Annotated in this window: 17 protein-coding genes; 4 read left to right on the top strand and 13 right to left on the bottom strand. The window is 63.9% G+C overall.

Annotation, left to right across the window (positions count from 1 at the left end; all coding sequences use genetic code 11):
• Nucleotides 1–3: 3 nt before the first annotated feature.
• The 4 genes from LDN95_RS13860 to LDN95_RS13845 form a co-directional block, all read right to left on the bottom strand.
• Complete coding sequence (locus LDN95_RS13860; RefSeq protein ID WP_004213137.1) at nucleotides 4–738, bottom strand: PepSY domain-containing protein; 735 nt, start codon at nucleotides 736–738, stop codon at nucleotides 4–6.
• Nucleotides 735–1,439, bottom strand: a complete 705-nt coding sequence (locus LDN95_RS13855) for a PepSY domain-containing protein (RefSeq protein ID WP_015449260.1) — start codon at nucleotides 1,437–1,439, stop codon at nucleotides 735–737. Before LDN95_RS13855 ends, LDN95_RS13860 begins: the two co-directional genes overlap by 4 nt.
• A 10-nt stretch (nucleotides 1,440–1,449) precedes the next feature.
• A complete protein-coding gene (locus LDN95_RS13850) occupies nucleotides 1,450–4,152 on the bottom strand; it encodes a TonB-dependent receptor domain-containing protein (RefSeq protein WP_015449259.1) in 2,703 nt (900 codons plus the stop codon).
• Nucleotides 4,153–4,890: 738 nt separating this feature from the next.
• Nucleotides 4,891–5,457: a TetR family transcriptional regulator gene (locus LDN95_RS13845; protein ID WP_039335533.1), complete on the bottom strand. Its 567-nt coding sequence runs from the start codon at nucleotides 5,455–5,457 to the stop codon at nucleotides 4,891–4,893.
• A 69-nt stretch (nucleotides 5,458–5,526) separates the two neighbouring features.
• Here LDN95_RS13845 and LDN95_RS13840 point away from each other — a divergent pair, with 69 nt between their 5' ends.
• Nucleotides 5,527–6,357: an SDR family oxidoreductase gene (locus LDN95_RS13840; RefSeq protein ID WP_037479754.1), complete on the top strand. Its 831-nt coding sequence runs from the start codon at nucleotides 5,527–5,529 to the stop codon at nucleotides 6,355–6,357.
• A 450-nt stretch (nucleotides 6,358–6,807) separates the two neighbouring features.
• Nucleotides 6,808–6,984, top strand: a complete 177-nt coding sequence (locus LDN95_RS13835; protein WP_226018247.1) for a hypothetical protein — start codon at nucleotides 6,808–6,810, stop codon at nucleotides 6,982–6,984.
• Nucleotides 6,985–7,045: 61 nt separating this feature from the next.
• On the opposite strand, the gene LDN95_RS13830 is transcribed toward LDN95_RS13835, so the two are convergent.
• The 9 genes from LDN95_RS13830 to LDN95_RS13790 form a co-directional block, all read right to left on the bottom strand.
• Nucleotides 7,046–7,453 carry a response regulator gene (locus LDN95_RS13830; protein ID WP_013039094.1) on the bottom strand — a complete coding sequence of 136 codons (408 nt, stop codon included), beginning with the start codon at nucleotides 7,451–7,453 and terminating at the stop codon, nucleotides 7,046–7,048.
• A gap of 81 nt (nucleotides 7,454–7,534) precedes the next feature.
• Entirely contained in the window at nucleotides 7,535–8,158 is a 624-nt protein-coding gene (locus tag LDN95_RS13825; RefSeq protein WP_015449255.1) for a response regulator transcription factor, read from the bottom strand.
• A complete protein-coding gene (locus tag LDN95_RS13820) occupies nucleotides 8,148–9,683 on the bottom strand; it encodes a PAS domain S-box protein (protein WP_030089528.1) in 1,536 nt (511 codons plus the stop codon). The genes LDN95_RS13825 and LDN95_RS13820 overlap by 11 nt, the downstream gene beginning before the upstream one ends.
• Before the next feature lie 58 nt (nucleotides 9,684–9,741).
• Nucleotides 9,742–10,215, bottom strand: a complete 474-nt coding sequence (locus LDN95_RS13815; protein WP_015449253.1) for a DUF305 domain-containing protein — start codon at nucleotides 10,213–10,215, stop codon at nucleotides 9,742–9,744.
• Nucleotides 10,216–10,305: 90 nt separating this feature from the next.
• A complete protein-coding gene (locus LDN95_RS13810) occupies nucleotides 10,306–11,424 on the bottom strand; it encodes a copper resistance protein B (RefSeq protein ID WP_039335436.1) in 1,119 nt (372 codons plus the stop codon).
• Nucleotides 11,424–13,352 (bottom strand): copper resistance system multicopper oxidase, encoded by a 1,929-nt coding sequence (locus tag LDN95_RS13805; RefSeq protein WP_039335437.1) that lies wholly within the window; start codon nucleotides 13,350–13,352, stop codon nucleotides 11,424–11,426. The genes LDN95_RS13810 and LDN95_RS13805 overlap by 1 nt, the downstream gene beginning before the upstream one ends.
• Nucleotides 13,353–13,419: 67 nt before the next feature.
• A complete protein-coding gene (locus LDN95_RS13800; protein ID WP_226018246.1) occupies nucleotides 13,420–13,986 on the bottom strand; it encodes an RNA polymerase sigma factor in 567 nt (188 codons plus the stop codon).
• On the bottom strand, nucleotides 13,983–14,420 hold the full coding sequence (locus tag LDN95_RS13795) for a periplasmic heavy metal sensor (protein WP_039335535.1): 438 nt from the start codon (nucleotides 14,418–14,420) through the stop codon (nucleotides 13,983–13,985). The genes LDN95_RS13800 and LDN95_RS13795 overlap by 4 nt, the downstream gene beginning before the upstream one ends.
• Nucleotides 14,420–14,692 carry a hypothetical protein gene (locus LDN95_RS13790; RefSeq protein WP_007406394.1) on the bottom strand — a complete coding sequence of 91 codons (273 nt, stop codon included), beginning with the start codon at nucleotides 14,690–14,692 and terminating at the stop codon, nucleotides 14,420–14,422. Before LDN95_RS13790 ends, LDN95_RS13795 begins: the two co-directional genes overlap by 1 nt.
• Nucleotides 14,693–14,824: 132 nt before the next feature.
• Here LDN95_RS13790 and copC point away from each other — a divergent pair, with 132 nt between their 5' ends.
• Both copC and copD read left to right on the top strand, forming a co-directional pair.
• A complete protein-coding gene (copC, locus tag LDN95_RS13785) occupies nucleotides 14,825–15,202 on the top strand; it encodes a copper homeostasis periplasmic binding protein CopC (RefSeq protein ID WP_039335443.1) in 378 nt (125 codons plus the stop codon).
• Between the two features lie 4 nt (nucleotides 15,203–15,206).
• Nucleotides 15,207–16,151: a copper homeostasis membrane protein CopD gene (copD, locus tag LDN95_RS13780; protein ID WP_039335445.1), complete on the top strand. Its 945-nt coding sequence runs from the start codon at nucleotides 15,207–15,209 to the stop codon at nucleotides 16,149–16,151.
• The last annotated feature ends 29 nt before the right edge of the window (nucleotides 16,152–16,180 follow it).

The following is a 16,180-nucleotide window of genomic DNA, read 5'->3' as shown; positions in this document are numbered from 1 at the left end:
CGATCAGCCCGCGCCCAACTTGACGGCCGATTTGCGCCTGCGCCGCAACCATCGCACGTCGGCGCGACTGAAGCTCTTAAACAGCAGGTAGAAGCCCGTCCCCGACAGCCACAAAGTACCGAACGCAACGAAGACGATCAGCGGGTGATTGAAGCTGGTGCGGTTCACATAGTCCATATTGTGGAGCATCCAGAAGAAATCCCAGGTGCGCCATGTGTCGCCGCGCATGACCAGGAATCGGCCGGTGTCGGCGGAGATGTAGGCGCTGCTGTTCTCTGCGTCCGCGAAATCCAGTCGCCACATGGTGCCTTCGTGCTCGCGCGCTTCCACATTCGGTTCGGCGAGCAACGTTGCCTTGCGGATCGGTGCTTCATTCACCATCGTCGCGACGTCGCGCGCGACCTGCTCGTCGACCCGAACCGGGGCGCCGCTCGTCGCGTCGATTAGCCGCGTGCCCGTGGTGGATCGAAGCTCGTAGACGGGGCGTGTGGCAAGGGACCGCAAGGCGATGCCGAGCACGGGACCATCAAGAGCGAGCTTTGCCGGCGCAATATAGTCACCGGCAGGTAGGGCGTGCTGATGGCTGGCCTGCGCACTGTGTCCGCCGACCTTCTCCTGATCGAGCAAGGCCATCATCGAGCCGCTCAGAGCCCAAAGGAGAAACTGCACGCCCAGGATCAGGCCGACCCATTTGTGGATGCGCCGAAAAAAGAGCGGGGTGAACCGGATTTTCTTCATGCCTTCTTCTTCCTGCGCCGCGGGAACGACCAAAGCAGCAGCCAAGCCCCGGCCAGCGCCATGGCAAGGGCACTCCAGGTCGCCACGCGCAGCAGCGGATTGTTGACGTCGGAGCGATCGTCATAGTCCATGATGTGCAGCATCCACGCGAAATCGAACACGCGCCACAGCGCATGGCGGCGCGAGATCAGCTCACCGGTCTGCGGAGAGAGATACAGGGTTGGCCGGTTCCAGGCATCGAATTCGACCTGCCAATAGGGAGGCTTGCGCGCCTGCATTTCCAGTGGCGCCGTCGTCAGCAGCCGGGCTGCGACGATGTCCCCGGTGCCGCTGTAGATGCGCCGAGCGGCGGCGCGGATTTGTGCCTCGCTCAAATCGGGGATGGGCTGTCCCGAACCTGCATCGAAGAGTCTTGGACCACCCGAGGTTTGCGCGCGCCAGACGGGCTGATCCATGAACCGTTGCAGGCGGATCTCGGACGCGTCGGGAGCCGATTGAACAATCCGCGCCGGCGGGACGAAGCTCGCAAGGTCGATGGGGGCGACGACCGGTGGGCGGACCAGATCGTCGCCATGGATGATGTCGATATGGACGGCCACCATATAGAAGCCGGTCAGCGTCCAGAGCAGAACCTGGACGCCGACGATCAGGGCCAGCCACTTGTGCGTCCGGCGGATGACCAAAGGCCAGCGAATTGCCATGTGCTGCCCTTCAGAACGCGGTTCGGAAGCCGGCGTAGAAGCGCCGTCCGAGCAGATCATAGGTCATCGTGTCGGTGTTGGCATCGGTGAAGCTCTGGATATAGGGCGCCTTGCGGTCGAACAGATTATCGGCCCCGATCTGGAAACGTGTCTTCTCGTCGATCGCGAAGGCAAGCTGAAGATTGTGGTAGAAGACGTTCGGCGTGCGGTAGCCGATGTCGCCGGCCGATGCGTTGAAGTCGGTCGCCTTGCCGATCCATTGTGTCGACCAGGTCGCGCTGATGCCGTCCTTTTCCGCCGTCAGCACGCCATAACCACGCCATTTCGGATAGCCGCCATTGCCGCCCCCGATAAACCCGTCGAAATAGATCGGCGCGCCGCCGGGGAAGGGGTTTACGACATATTTGTTGAGATAGGTCATGTTGAGATCCAAGGAGATCTTCACCTCGCCCACCGCACCACTGTACACCAGACCCAGATCGAGACCATTCATCTCCTCGCGGCCGGTGTTGATGGGCTGGGCGGAGAGGTAAGTGACCTCGCCGGTCAGCGCGCTGCGCGTAAAGTCGCTGCAGAACGGGTGCGACAGGTTCTGGCTCGCATAGCAGACTGCGAGCTTGGTCGAGCCGGGAATGGCCCGGATCGCGTCCTTGATCTTGATGTCGAACCAGTCTGCCGTCAGCGACAACCCTGGGATGATGCCGCGCGGCGATATCACCGTACCAACGGTCCAGGTCGTGGAGCTTTCGGGCCGAAGGCTCTGGTTACCGCCCACTGTGGTGAGGATCGTGGTGCCGAGCTGCGTATAGTTGGCCGGCACACCGGACGCCTGACAATTGGCGATCAAGGTCACGTTGCCGCTGGAGGTGTAGCGCGAGCAGGGATCGGTCGTGGTCAGATTGCCTTCCGAGACGCCGCCGAAAAGCTCCGGCACGTTGGGAATGCGAAAGCCCGTCCCATAAGTGCCGCGCAGACGGATGCTGTCATTGACTACCCAGTCGGCACTGAGCTTGTAATTCCAGTCGCTCCCGAAGAGATTATAGTCTGAGTAGCGGACTGCGCCATCGAGCGTGAGCGCCTTGGCGAAAGCTGTGTTGGCAAGCACCGGCACCGATAGCTCGAGATAGGCTTCCTTGGCGGTGCTCGAGCCCGAAATAGGATCCTGCTGATTGACGTTCGCCACGCCGAGCACCGTCAACGGGTCGGGATCGCGCCAGCCTTTTTCGCGCCGATAGACCACGCCGGTGGCGAAGGACACCGCGCCGGCTGGAAGGGAGAAGAGATCGCCGTTGAGGTCAGCCGTGACCGTGCCGAGTTCGTTGCCTCCGCGATCGCGCGAGGTGAACAGAATATAATCCAGAACCTGAGGTGTCAGGTCTCCGAACCCAAGATAGTCACCGCAGGGGATGGCCGCGCCCGCCGTGCTGGAGCATTTGCTCCTGTCGAGCGTGTTCGCGACGCGCTCGAGATTGGCGATGTTGGTCGAGCCGTCGACGGCCGTGTTACGCCCGAAGCTGCCCGCGACTTCCCAGGCCCAGTCGTTCGCCAGCTTGCCGCGCAGCCCGAAGGTGCCTTGCCAGGTATCGGTCTCCTGGAAGAAGTGGCGCGCGCCGGGTTCGGCGAGGCGGCGCTGGGCCAGGACCAGGTTCTGGCCGGTCGGATTGGTCGGATTGCTGGCTGGTATTGAGAGATTGCGCAGCGTGCCGGGTGTAGCGATCTGATTCGACTTGCGGAACGTATAGAGGAACTCGCCGAACGCCTGGATACCGTCGGTCAGCGCATAGTCCGCGAAGAAGGCCGTGCTGACGCGCTCGACTGGGCTGACCGCATTGAGAAACGGGTTCGAGTTGAAGTTGTGCTTGGCGGGACTGTAAGGCTCGTAGAAGTTCCCGTTCCCTCCGGGTACCTGGTTGAAGTTGATCTGTTGGCCGTTGGGCAGCACCGCGCGTCCGCCGATCGTCGAGGCGCTGTTGACGCAGCTCAGCGAGCCCGGCGTCGTTTCAGCGAGCGAGCAGGGCGCACGCGAGGCCATGTTGACGGCGCTGGTCTTCTGGTAGGTGACTGCTGCCATGAACCCGCCACGATCGTTGCGAATGCCCCAAAGTAGGTCCGCGGTGAGATCGGAGCCGTCGCCGCGCTCGGTAATGCCTTGTCGGACGCTGAGACCCAGGCCTTCATAATCGGTGCGCGTGACAAGGTTGACCACGCCGGCCATGGCATCGGCCCCGTAGATAGCGGACGCGCCATCCTTGAGGACATCGGTGCGTGCCAGCGCCACGACCGGGATCATGTTGAGATCGGGTGAGGAATTGGCGCCGGTGCCGCCCGCGACGAGGCGTCGGCCGTTGAGGAGCACGAGTGTGCGCTTGATGCCGAGGCCGCGCAGATTGACCTGAGCAGTGCCATAACCGTTGTTGGTCCAGTAGGCCGATGTCTGGTTGCCCGCGAAGCCGGCATTGGCCGGCAAACGCTGCAAGGCGGTTTCGATATTGACGATGCCGGTATTTTGGATCTGCTCGGCGGTGACCACGGTGGCCGGTCCAACCCCGGCCAGATCCTGCCGACGGATTCGTGAGCCGGTAACGACGATGTCGCTGTCATCCCCCAGGACTTGTGCTTTTGGCTGCGGTGTCGGATCGGCCTGAGCGAGAGCCGGCGCGGCGTAGCCCGCGACGATGGCGGCGCTGCCGAGCAGGGCCATCCTGATGGTCATGTGCAATCCCCCTGACGTTTTAGAACAGCCACAGACAACATCAGTTGTATATACAGGTCAACAGTATTTTTCCTGTTTTTCCAATACCTTATTCTCGTGAAATTTAGATATAGATATAGCTATAATACGCACGCCAGACGTCGAACCCTCATGACTGAAGAGATATTTTTGCGAGCGCTCATTTGTAAAGCTGCTGAGATAGGAGATAGAATATCATATCGTAATACAGCCTCGCACGCTTCGATTTGATGATCGGGACATTTGGCCGGCAAGAATGCGAAGCGGCATGATCACATGTTATTGGTGTCGGCGTGATATACCTAGGTATAGCGCTAGAGATGCTCCGGGAACATTAGTCCTTTGCTGAGCTTGCACGCGCCAGGGAAAGTAATACCGATGCGGACCGCATTTGATCCTCGTTTCCTGGATGTGTCGCGCCTTCTTCCGGATTGAGCCGCAGGTTCGCCTTTTGAGGCAGATGAAACGACTCCTGACGAAACGTCGTGCGACGAGTCCGGCGACCTGAGATCGTCGCGCAGCCACTGGGTCACTTGGCGATGATCCAATCCGGTTCGGCAGTGGCGGCGCAGTCCTCGAACGTCGATCGCATCCGCGGAGCCGACGGGCCGGCTTGTGCATGAGCCGCCCTGATTTTGCCGCTGGGCAGTACGGCAGGTTGCGAAAAATGCTTGCTGTGTCCCGGTCGGCGCGCGGGCGTGCAGCTCGCGCCTCGCACGATCACACGCGCAGCAGTCGCCCCACCGCCCGCATGATCGTCGCCCGGCGCGCCGCGTGCTCGGCAGCGTCGCGTGCAGCTCCGGTCATGCACCAGAGCTGGGTGAGGGCGGCGACAAGCCGGACGACATCCAGGGGCGTGAAGTCGGCGACGATCCGCCCCTCGGCCTGCGCCGCTGCGATCCCGTCCAGCTTCTCCCCGAGAAGGACCTCGCCGGCCGGGAGCATCAGAACATCCTGGCCACGCTCCAAATGATGCCAGGTCAGCAGCCTCCACAGGCGCGGGCGTTCGACCAGCAAGTCATAGGTGCGCCCCGCATAACCCTCAAGATCATTGGGATCGAAGCGATCGGCATGCGCCGCGTCCATCACTTCCTGCGTCAGCGCGGCATCGAAGAGCGCCTCCTTGTCCCCGAAATAGGTGTAGAGCATCGGCTTGCTGATACCCGCCGCCTGCGCAATCCGGTCGATCCGCGCGCCCGCCAGCCCATGGGACGCGAACTCCTCGGTCGCTGCAGCCAGGAGCGTCTCGCGGCTCTGTGCGGCATTCCGCCGGGTTCGTTGCTTCATCACACCTCCAAGCATTGACGCATTCCAGGTTTCAAGTTGCCTACCAGTTGGTAATATATGGAGTAACATATGTCCAATCACTGGTTTCTCACGGGCGCGTCCAGCGGCATCGGCCGCCATCTGGCCGAACTGATCCTGGCCGCTGGCGACGACCTTACCGCGACGGCCCGCAAGCCCGAAAGCCTCGATGATCTCGCGGCGAAATATCCGAGCCAGCTGCGCGTCGAAGCGCTCGACGTCACGGTCAAGGACGATATTGCTGCGGTCGTGGCCCGGGCGCAGGCGCGTCGACCCGTCGATATTCTGGTCAACAACGCCGGCGGCGGCGTGATCGGCGCCACCGAAGAGATGTCGGACGCCGAGGTCGAAGGCCAGATCGCGCTCAATCTCATGGCGCCCATCCACATCACCCGCGCCTTTGTCCCCGCCATGCGGCTGCGCGGGAGCGGCCGGATCATCCAGATCTCCAGCGCTAGTGGTCAGGGCTCGCTTCCGACGAGCAGTCTCTATCATGTGGCCAAATGGGGCCTGGAGGGCTTCAGCGAATGCCTCCGCCAGGAGCTTGAACCCTTCAACCTGTTCGTGACACTGATCGAGCCGGGCGGGGCGCGCACCAGCTTCAGCCACAATCTGCAATTCGCCAGCGAGATCGCCGCGTATCGCGATACGCCCGCCGGCCATATCCGCAAGATGTTCGAGACCGCCGGAAACGAGCTCTACACGCTCGACCCGCAAAAGATCGCGCAAGCGATCGTTGATGTCGCAACCAGCGACCATCCGCCGCTGCGCGTGACTCTGGGGGGTGACGCTTTCGGCGTTGTCCAGGCGGCGCTGCAATCGCGGCTCGCCTTTCTGCAGTCCCAGGAAGCGCTCGCGCGCTCGGTCGCTTTCGACAGTTGAGCTTTTCCGTCTTCCAGCTTTCGTCTCCGCGCGGTGCGACGCGCCTCACCGGGGCCCGGCAACCCTGTCGTCAGCGCCGTTATCCGATACTTAGGTATAGTCATCCGACACGATTGCAGAGGCGCCACACGGGCAATCGCTTGGTACCATCGCAAGAGAGGAAAATACCCTCGCGGTCGCCAATCAAGGGTGCGTGGACCTTCGCAGTCTGCGTGCCCTTGATTTGGCAGCGCGCCGCCCAGCCACGCGCGACATGAACGGGAGCGGCCTTCTGCGAAACCCAACGCTCCGCCGCATTTTCTATAAGCTCTCGCTCGAATTGCTGCGCGCCGCCTTTGTCTTCCTGCGACTGGGGTTAAAGGGCGAGGCGCGCCTGCTTGCGCACGCGTCTCAATGGGCGAGGCACACGGCTTCCGGTCGCCGCCGCAGGTGGTGGCACCGGAAAGTGGCATGAGCGTCGTCGCCGCCTTTCTATATCATGAGGGCAAACGGCTACGGCCGGTGACCCTGATCGATCCGGTGTGCGAGCATATCGCCGAGGATGACTTCGTGTGCGTAATCCTCGGCGTCATCGCCGCAGTCTGCATCGGACTCTACATCCGGTTCAAACGCAACCACTGGCTTTGACGTCGCTGACCGCTGTCCACATCGCGCAGGGCTGAGGCCGCCGGGGGTAGGTTGCCACAATTCAATGCTTTCGAAGCGTCTCGGCGCGGTGCCGGTCCAACGCATCGAGCAAAGCCCTGCCGATCAAAGGCTTTGCGAGAACGTGATCGAAGCCCGCCTCGGCGGCCCGCGAGGCCAGCAGCGTGTCGTGAAAGCCTGAGATCATGATGGCGCGTCCCGACCATCCGATCTCGCGAAGGTGACGCAGCATCGCGAATCCGTCGATGTCGGGCATGCGATAGTCGAGGATGACGCAGTCTGCCTCCTTCGCGCGGGGGTCGGCCAACAGCGCGTGGCCGGTCGTATATCCCCACACGGCATAGCCGCGCGATCTCAGCAGCAGCTGGAGGCCACGCCGCACGCCGGGATCGTCGTCGGAGACGAGGATGGTGTATCTGCCATCATGCTGAGTGGAACGGACCGATGGCATTGCGAGAAGCGGACACCCGTGTGACGATTGCACAATCGATCGCATATCGCGCCTCGTCCCGTCGCTACGTAGAGGTCGCAGTCACTTCGGCTTGCGGCCCATGCCCGCGGCAAAGGCGATCCGCAGGGCTTCGGACAAATTGCGGACCTCGAGCTTGGCCATCAGGCTCGCGCGATGGACCTCGACCGTTCGCGATGAACAGCCCAGGTCATAGGCGATCGTCTTATTGGGCAGGCCGTTCGCCAGCCCTTCCAGCACTTCACGCTCCCGGGGCGTCAGTGCAGCGACCCGCACGCCGGCTTCAGAGGTTTCCAGAGTGCGAAGGTCGACATCGTCGAGACGCGCGAACGCGCGGCTGACGGCGCCGAGCAGGGCGGCTTTCTCGAAGGGCTTCTCGAGAAAGTCGACCGCGCCGCCTTTCATGGCCTGCACCGCAACCGACACGTCGCCATGGCCGGTCAGGACGATGACCGGCATATTGACCCCGCGTGCTGCCATGGCGGCCTGAATCTCGAGACCGTCCATCTCGGGCATGCGCACGTCGAGGATGACGCAGCCGACGGCCGCCGACTTCGCCTCCTTGAGAAACTCCACGCCCGAGGCATAGGTCACGACGTCGTAGCCCGCGGTCTTGAGCGCAAAGCTCGCCGCCTTGCGGATGCTCTCCTCGTCGTCGACCAGATGGATGACGCGTCTATCCCCCATGTTCCTCCTCCGCCCGCGCATGGATCAAGGTAAAATGAAAGCGCGCGCCGCCGCGGTCGGGGCGCTCCATCCAGATACGGCCCCCATGCGCTTCGATGATGGTCCGGCAGATCGAAAGGCCGAGGCCCATGCCGTCGGCCTTTGTCGACTTGAACGCCGTGAAGAGCTGCTCCCGGACCTCGTCGGCGATGCCGGGGCCGGTATCCTCCACGGTCACCTCGATCAGCCCGTCAGGGCGCAACCTGGTCGCTACCTTGAGGTCGCGAACAGGACACGCCGCCATCGCCTCGATGGCGTTGCGCATCAGGTTGACCAGCACCTGCTGGATCTGCACCCTGTCGACGAGAACCGGCGTCGCGGCGGGATCGACCGCGAAGAAGCTGCGGATGCCGCGCTCGCGTGCACCGACCAGCGCGAGCTCGCTCGCCTCGGCGACAACCTGCGGCAGATCGTGGAGGCTCTTGTCGACCTCGCCGCGGGCGACGAAATCGCGCAGGCGCCGGACGATATGGCCGGCCCGCAGCGTTTCCTGTGCCGCATCATCCATCACCGACCGTAGCGACACGAAGGGTTCGTCGTCCCGCTCGTCGAGCATGTCGCGGATCGTCTCGAGATAGAGCGCGACCGCGGCAAGCGGCTGGTTGAGCTCATGCGCGAGGGTCGAGGCCATCGTGCCCATCGCGCTCAGCCGGGAGACATGGACCAGCTCTGCCTGCAGTTCCTTGAGCCTGAGCTCATCCTGCTCCTTGGCGGTGAGATCCCGGATGAAGCCGGTGAACAACCGCTGCCCGTCTTCACCGGCCTCGCCAACCGACAGCTGCATCGGGAAGGTCGAGCCGTCGCGGCGCTGGCCGACCACGACGCGGCCGAGGCCGATGATCCGGCGCTCGCCGGTCTGGAGATAATGCGCGATATATTCGTCATGCCGGTCGCGATCGGGCTGGGGCATCAGGCAGGAGACGTTGCGGCCGACGAGCTCGGTTTCCGAATAGCCGAACAGGCGTTGGGCGGCCGCGCTGAACGACGTGATGTCGCCGGTCTCGTCGATGATGATCATCGCATCGGGGACGGTCGCCAGGATCGACTGGAGATGCTGCTCGCGGGTCTCGATTGACGCCCGGACCGCCGCCTCGTCGGTGACATCGCGACTGATGCAGGCAAAGCCTCGATGTGCGTCGCCTTCGAACAGGGCGCTGATCGTCAGGCGCGCGAGATACTCCGCTCCGTTCTCGCAGACCCGCCACGCTTCGCGCTCCAGCGTGCCTTCGTGAAGGGCGGCCGCCAGGTCTGCGCACGGGCGGCCGGCCGCAATCTCGTCGGGCGGGTAGAACAGGTCATGGGGCTGTCCCAGGACGCGATCGAGGGGCCAGCATTCGGCACGCTCGCCTTCTTCATTATAGCTCAGCACGATCCCGGCAGGATCGAGCAGCGTCAGGACATGGCCGCCAGCCTGTCGCAGGAACAACGGCGCAAGCCGCACCACCTCCCTGGCAATCTCGTCCGCCCCGCGCCTCGTGTCGACCATCGGCCGGCTCACATACCTGGCCGGGCGCACGTATCCGGGCGTAGCCCGACCGTGCCACTCAGCGCCGCGCGAGTATGGCCTTCATCTCGTCGATTTCCTGCCGCTGCGAGCGCTTGATCGCTTCGCAAAGCCGGATGACTTCCGGATCGCTGAGCTTTGCTTCCTGGCACATCAGGATCGCCCCGGAATGATGCGGGATCATCGAGCGCAGAAAGGCCGTGTCGCCGATCGTGGTCTGGGTGCGGATGAGTGCAAAGCTGCCGAAGAAGGCGACCAGCGACGCGGCGATCAGCGCGATGTTGGCGGCCTTCGACACGAACATGTGTCGCATGGCGAGGATCATCAGCACCACCATCGGTGCGACCATCATCAGCGTCATGTAGAGCATGTTGAGGTTGTTGTAGAAGCTGTCGAGCCCGTCGATCATGACGAACATCACCAGATACATGATGACGCCGCTGATGACGGTCTGAACGGCAAGGCTCCAATAGGCACCCATCTTCCGGGTGTTCATGTGGGACGAATGGTCCATGGCGTATCTCCTTCGCTCGGCGCCGGCCGACCTGGGTATGAGTGTAACGCCCCGCTCTCTTGTTCGCCCCCGCCATCAACCGTCCTGATGCTAAAACCAGAAGCGAACGCCGGCGACGAAGCTGGTGGCATGGACGTCCTCGCCCGCAAGCCTCGACAGCCGCGCCGTGTCTCCGGCTTTGCGCAGATAGGAAACGCCGATGTAAGGTGCGAACTGGCGGCTGAATTCGTAGCGCAGGCGCGCGCCGAGCTCTATGTTGACCAGCCCCGAACCGATGTCGTTCTCCGGAATATCCTGCGCGGCGAAATTGACCTCGGCGCGCGGCTGCAAGATCAGGCGCTGGGTGATGCGCTGGTCGTAATAGCCCTCGACCCGGCCCAGAACATCGCCCTTGGTCGAGAGGAACAGCGCGCCTTCGACCTCGAACATGCCAGGAGCCAGGCCCTCGACGCCGATCGTCGCGTAGGTGCGGTCGGGCCCGCGGCCGAAGTCCTGGCGGATACCGCCCTGAAGATTGAAATAGGGGTCGATGGCCCGGCTGTAGAGCACCTGCACCTCGGCGCTGTCGATGCCGCGGCCGAACTCGCCTTCGCCCTCGCTCTTGAGCCAGAGCCGGTTGATGTCGCCGCCGTAAAAGCCTTCGCCATCCCAGCGATAGCCATCGCGGCCGCTATGCGCCTGATACTCGAACACGTTGAGCAGCACCTGCCCGAAATTGTTGCCGCCGCTATCCTTCATCATGATGTCGCGCGAGCGCGCCATCTCGCCGCCGGGAAAATCACGATCGGCGAAGTGGTCGCTTGGGGGAGGCGGCGGGGGCGCATTGCCGGCCGGAAGCGCCGTGCCGGTCATTTGCATGCCGGGCATGGCGGGCATTCCCGGCATCGTTGTCTGGCCATGCTGCGAATGGTCCATACCCGGCATCTCCGGCATCGCGGGAGACGCGGGTTGCGGCTGACCGGCCGCATCTCCCTGCGGCGCAGGACTGGCCTGGTGCTGCGAATGGTCCATCGCCGAGGTGGCGTCCGGCGCTGGTGTCTGAGCGCGCGGCCTGGCGGCGGCCTTGTCCTTCTTCTTCTCCTGCGCCGGCGCCACTTCGCCCGGCGGCGCCATGCCGGGCATGCCGTGCATCGAATGATCCTGGGCAAAGGCGGGCGCGGCAGCGAAAAGGGCGATCGCGCTCACCAGCGGCGTGAGGATGCGGGTCATTACGCGTCTCCCTTCGGACGGACGCTCACGACCCGCATCATCCCTGCATGCATGTGGTAGAGGAGATGACAGTGGAAGGCCCAGTCGCCGACCGCGTCGGCGGTGAAGTCCCAGGTCACCTTGCCGCCGGGCTGGACGATCACCGTATGCTTGCGCGGCGCATGATCGCCATGCCCCGTCACCAGCTCGAAAAAATGCCCGTGAATATGGATCGGATGCCCCATCATCGTGTCGTTGATGAGATTGACGCGCACCCGCTCGCCTTCGATGAAGGGGATCGGCTCGTGATGGTCCGACATTTTTTCGCCGTCGAACGACCACATGAACCGCTCCATGTTGCCGGTGAGGTGAATGTCGATGCTGCGGCTCGGCGCGCGCACGTCCGGATTGCGATCGAGCGCCATCAGGTCCCTGTAGACAAGCACCTTGTGGCCGACGTCGGCGAGGCCCTGGCCGGGCTCGCCGGTGCGGTCTACGGGCATCGGCGAGATGGTCTGGACGCTCGGGTCGCGCTTCACCTGGGGCGCATTCGAGAAGTCGCGCATCTTCATCGAGCCCATCGCGTGCCCGCCATGATCCATGCCCGCCATCTGGCCATCGGCGCCCATCGCCCCGTGGTCCATGCCCGCCATCGACGAGTGATCCATCCCCAAGTGGTCCATGTCTCCCATGGCGCCTTGCTCCATGCCGGACGCCATCGCGGCCCCCGCACCGGTTGCGAGGCGGGCAGATGCGTTCTTTTCGGCAGTCGGATCGACGCCCCGCGTCGTGCCGCCCGACATGTCCATGCCCTCCATGCCGGACATCGAGGACATGTCCATGCCCATGTCCTTCATGTCGGCGAGCGGCCGTTTGCGCAGCGGCGGCACCTCGCCGGCCATGCCGGCCCGCGGCGCCAGCGTCGCGCGCGCCATGCCGGAACGATCGATTGCCTCGCCGACGAGCGTGTAGGCCTTATCTTCGCTAGGCGTTACGATGACATCGTAGGTCTCGGCGACGCCGATCTGGAATTCGTCGACGCTGACCGGCATCACATTCTGCCCGTCGGCCTGAACGATGCTCAGGGGCAGGCCGGGAATGCGGACATTGAAGGTGGTCATCGCCGAGGCATTGATGACGCGCAGCCGCACCCGCTCGCCCGGGGTGAAGAGCGCAGTCCAGTTGTCCATGGGACCGTGGCCGTTGACGAGATAGGTGTAGGTCGATCCGGTCACATCGGAGATGTCGGTCGGGTCCATGCGCATCTGGCCCCAGTCGAGCCGATCCTTGAGCGGCTGGTCCTTGCCAGACAGAAGTCCGGCCAGCGTCTGGCGCTGGAAGTTGAAATGGCCGGGATTGACCTTGAGGCGACGGAAGATCGCCTGCGGTGACAGCGCGCTGTGATCGGCCAATACGATGACATGTTCGCGGTCATAGGCGACCGGATCGGTGCCCGCCGGGTCGATGATGATCGGCCCGTAATGGCCTTCTTGCTCCTGCAGGCCCGAATGGCTGTGATACCAGTAGGTACCGTTCTGCATCACCGGAAAATCATACAGATAGCTGCTGCCGGGCTTGATGCCGGGGAAGGAGACGCCCGGCACGCCGTCGTGTTTCGCCGGAACCAACAGCCCGTGCCAGTGGATTGAGCTGTCTTCCTCGAGCTGATTGATGACGTTGAGCCGCACGCGCTGGCCCTCGCGCAGCCGGATCAGCGGGGCGGGGACCGTGCCGTTGAGGCCGATTGCCCGGAACTTGCGCCCGTCGATGGTCATCGACTGCCGGGCGATGGTGAGCGTGATGTCTTCGCCCGACACGGTCGGCAGCGTCGGTCGCATCCCCGGCGAGATCGTCTGCGCCCAGGCCGGCAGCCAGGCTGACAATGCTGCGCCGCCGCCGGCGAGGGCCGCGCCGCGGAGGAACTGGCGGCGGTCGAGAGCAGAAATCATTCGGTTTGTCTCAGCTTTAAGAAAGAGGGCGGACCTATTGGAAATACGCAGCGTGGCCTCATCCCCCTCAAACTTTCTTCAATATTTCCGCGAGGCGCGCCCGGGCGCGGTAGAGGCGGGTCTCGACTGCCTTCTGGCTGATGCCGAGAATCTCGGCGGTTTCGGCTTCCGACTTCTCGTCGATCGTCCGCAGGATGAGCGTGTCCTTGAGAGAGGCGGGCAGGGCGGCGATCGCTTTCATCGCCTCTGCCAGTTGCTGCTCGGCGCCGATTGCCTGGTCGGGTAGCGGCGCCTCATCGGCGACGTCATCCGCCTCGCCCAGCGGCAGGGCCATGGAGAAGAAGTTCCGGACCGCGCGCCGGCGCCGCCAGTCATGGCATTTGTTGATGACGATCCGGGACATCCAGACCGGAAAAGGTCGCGCAGCGTCATAGCGGTTGAGTGCGGCAAAGGCCGCGACGAAGCTCGCCTGGGTGACATCTAAGGCCTCATCCATAGATCCGACATGGCTGCGCCCGAGCCGGTGAACCCAACCTTGATGCCGCCGGACCAGTTCGCCATAAGCCGCTTGCCGCCCGCCAAGCGCCAAAGCCGCGAGCTCCCCGTCCGAGCAGTCGGGGAGGCTCGCGGTCATTTGGACTTGGCCGTCAGCGCTTTCACGACGGCGTCGTCGAACTTCTCGGTCTGATCGGGACGCAGCACGGCCCGCATTGCGAAGATGTGCTCGAGCGTTTCCTTCTGCAGGGCCCCCATGGCCTGGTGCGAGCGATCCACCGCCGCTGCGACTTGCGGGCCATAGCCATGCTCCGCTTCGATCGCCTCCGCGAGGCGCGCATTGTCGGCGCGCAGTTCGGCCTCCAGCGCTTGACGCCGTAAGGCGTAGTTCTTCTCGATTGTCTCGAGCCGGCTGTGTTGCGCGGAATCCAGCTTCAGATCGCGATGGAGCAGCTCGTGCAGCTCATTTTCGACCGGGCGCACCGGAACCACATAGACGCGGCCGATGACAACGCCAGCGATCGCCGCGGCAAAGGTCAGCAGGACGAGGAGCAGGAGCCGGCGGTCGCGCATCATTGTGAACTCAGCAGCGTCGAAGGAGCGAGCGCGAGCCGCGCGTCAAAGGGCGATATCGGCCCGGCTTCGGTCGACCGCACAGGCACGGCCGAGCCGGCAATTCCCAGGAACAAGGCTGCTGCCGCGGCGATACCGAATGTCGTGGCGCTCAGGCGGGGCATGGCCTGGAGCCGGGCGATCTCGGCCATGACGCGGCTGTCCAGCCCGGCAAGCCGGGGATCGAGCGGCGCTTCCCGCAACCGGCTGAGCATGTCGTCGAGGTGGTCCATGATGTTTCTCCGTCTTCACTTCTCAATACGCAGGATGGTCCGGCAACCCTTGTCCGGGAACAAAAAGAAAATTGCGAGGGGTGCAGGTCGCGGCTGCGTATTGTCTCATGGGATCCACAGGAGAATGTTCCAATGCGTTTCTTTTCGCCTCTCGCAGCTATCGCCATCGTAGGCCTGAGTGTTTCGGCTCCGGCCTATGCCCATCCCAAGCTTGTATCCTCGGCTCCGGCCGCCAATGCCAGCGTCTCGGCGCCCTCGCGCATTACGCTTACGTTCAGCGAAGGTCTGATGCCCAGGCTGTCGGGTGCCGAGATCGTGATGACCGGTATGCCCGGCATGCCCAACCATCGCATGGCGGTAACCGGCTTCAAGACGTCCGTCGAAGGCGACAAGACGCTCGTGCTGACGCTCGCCAAGCCGCTCATGGCGGGCAGCTATCAGGTCGCCTGGCACGTCGTCTCGACCGACACGCACCGCATCCAGGGCAATCTCGCCTTTACCGTCAAGTGACGCCATGAACGACGTGGCACTCGTCGCCGTCCGCTGGGCGCTCTACGTCGATCTCGGCCTGTTGTTCGGCCTGCCGCTGTTCGCGCTCTATGCGCCCGGCGGCGGCCGGATGGTACAGCGGCATCTGCCGATGGTAGCAATGGTGGCCGGTCTCGCCTGTCTCGCCCTCCTGCTGTCGGCGCTGGGGTTCGCGTTGCAGGCAGCGGCCATGACCGGGCTGCCGCTCACCCAGCCTGATCTTTCCATGGTCGCAGAGCTGTTCAACGGCACGTCCATGGGAACGGCGCTGAAGGCGCGCCTCGTCGCGCTCCTCGTTCTTCTGCTCTCCATCCCCTTCTATCGCCGGCAATCCGGTCCTGCCTTCATCGCCTCCACTCTGGCAGGCGCGGTCGCACTCGCGACCCTCGCCTGGAGTGGGCATGGCGCGGCTGGCGAAGGCGAGGCGGGCTGGCTGCAACTGGGGGCCGATCTCATCCATCTGCTCGCCGCCGGCGCCTGGGTCGGCGCGCTTGCCGCATTCCTCGCGCTGGTACTTCCCAGGCTCGCAACCGACGATCTCGCCGCTCAAGACATGGACCGGGTCACGCTCGCCGAGGAAGCGTTGCGGGGCTTCTCCCTCGTCGGCACGATCATCGTCGCCCTGCTGATCCTGACCGGGACGGTGAACGGCTGGTTCCTCGTCGGTCCGGGCAACATCGCCTCGCTCGGGCAGTCGACCTACGGCCTGCTGCTCATCGCCAAGCTGCTGCTGTTCGCCGGCATGCTGGGCCTGGCCGCGCTCAACCGTTATCGCCTGACCCCGGCACTTGCGCAGGCGATCGAGGAAGAGGACGCGCCACGGGCGCAGGCGCTGCTGCGCGCGAGCCTCGTCGTCGAAGGCGGTCTTGCGATCGTCATTCTCGGGCTCGTCGCCTGGCTGGGGACACTATCGCCGCCCATGTCGATGTAGCTTATCGTTTCGGACGCCTCGCGTTGGGA

This window comes from Novosphingobium sp. FKTRR1, from assembly GCF_020404405.1.
In the GTDB taxonomy this organism is placed as follows: Bacteria; Pseudomonadota; Alphaproteobacteria; order Sphingomonadales; family Sphingomonadaceae; genus Novosphingobium.
The sequence above is the reverse complement of the archived record's forward strand: the minus strand, read 5'-3'. Positions and strand labels throughout refer to the sequence as shown.